General features: G+C 64.1%; 1 protein-coding gene and 1 pseudogene. Both read right to left on the bottom strand.

All coding sequences use genetic code 11. The features are described 5' to 3' along the window. Positions 1-67 precede the first annotated feature (67 nt). Positions 68-499: pseudogene (locus tag ABDZ36_RS14690) on the bottom strand (hypothetical protein); the annotation flags it as partial. A 90-nt stretch (positions 500-589) separates the two neighbouring features. Further along, positions 590-1103, bottom strand: a 514-nt coding sequence (locus tag ABDZ36_RS14685; protein ID WP_486187710.1) for a M78 family metallopeptidase domain-containing protein, incomplete at its 5' end; no start/stop codon positions are given.

The raw sequence follows: 1103 nt of genomic DNA, 5'->3' as shown, positions 1-1103 counted from the left end.
AGTTTCGCAGGCTCGTGGATCGAAAATCACCTCGACGGATTCATTCAGAAGTTGCGTTAGTCACTACCGGCCACAGGTAGTGGACTTCGCGGCGCTCGCGATGGTCGTAGGAGCCGCACGCCGCTGCGCTCCCGGTCCACACTCGCCAGGCCCCGAGCGCGGCCATCACGTCGACGATGTTGCGGGGAACCGTCTGGTGGTCGTCCGGGAAGAACACCCGGAAGCGGGTACACGCCTCCTGCGGCGGGACGGTCTCCCACCAGTCTTCGCTGGAGCCCCAGCTGTCGTACATCGCGTCGTCGCTCCCGTAGCCGACGGTTACGCCGTCGATCGGCGTCCAGTCCGCCGGGAGGTGATCCGCCTCTCCTTCAAGCACCCGGAGAACGGCGTATCGGAGGTATTCGTGGGCTTGGTTGTCTGTCGTACGAGCGACCTGGTCGTGCTGCTCGGTAATGTGCTCGGCTTCCTCGAGGACCGTCGTGAGATAGGGTTCAGTCATCATTCGACGGAGGTCTGAATGCGCCTCCGCCCCTCGGCGGGCGCTGAAAAACTTAACCAACAGAACGGAAGGAGTCCATCACTCTGTTGGTTAACTGTGTTGGGACGAGGATTCGCTTTCGAGCACGTCGATGAGCTCTTCTGCTGTGGAACTGATCCGTCCGAGCCGCTCGCGAACGACCTCGGGATCGTCCGACTCCCACGCAGCGAGGTAGAACGCCGACCTACTAGTGTCGAGCCCGCAGTACCGCCCGACGACGTACGCGACGGCTTCGGCCTCGACCTCGCGTTTCGCCCGTTCGGTGTCGTCGTCGACGTCGAAGTGGAGCAGGGCGTGTGCGTACTCGTGAATCAGCGTCCGCGCGAGGTCGGCCTCGTTCTCCCGACCACGCACCTCGACGAGCGGCTGGACGTCGACGAGGCTCAGCTGTTCGCAGATGCCCTTCGCCTCGCCGTGGGCCCACTCCTCGGCTGGAACGATCCGCACCGTCACGCCGAGATTGTCAGCGGCGACAGTCAACTGTTCGACGAGGTCGCCGGCGTCCCCGGTCGCTTCCGTGTCCAGGTCGGGAAGCGGTTCGCCCTCGGTCTGGGAGACGTCGAAC

It is taken from the genome of Halarchaeum salinum (assembly GCF_039520965.1).
Lineage (GTDB): Archaea > Halobacteriota > Halobacteria > Halobacteriales > Halobacteriaceae > Halarchaeum > Halarchaeum salinum.
The sequence above is the reverse complement of the archived record's forward strand: the minus strand, read 5'-3'. Positions and strand labels throughout refer to the sequence as shown.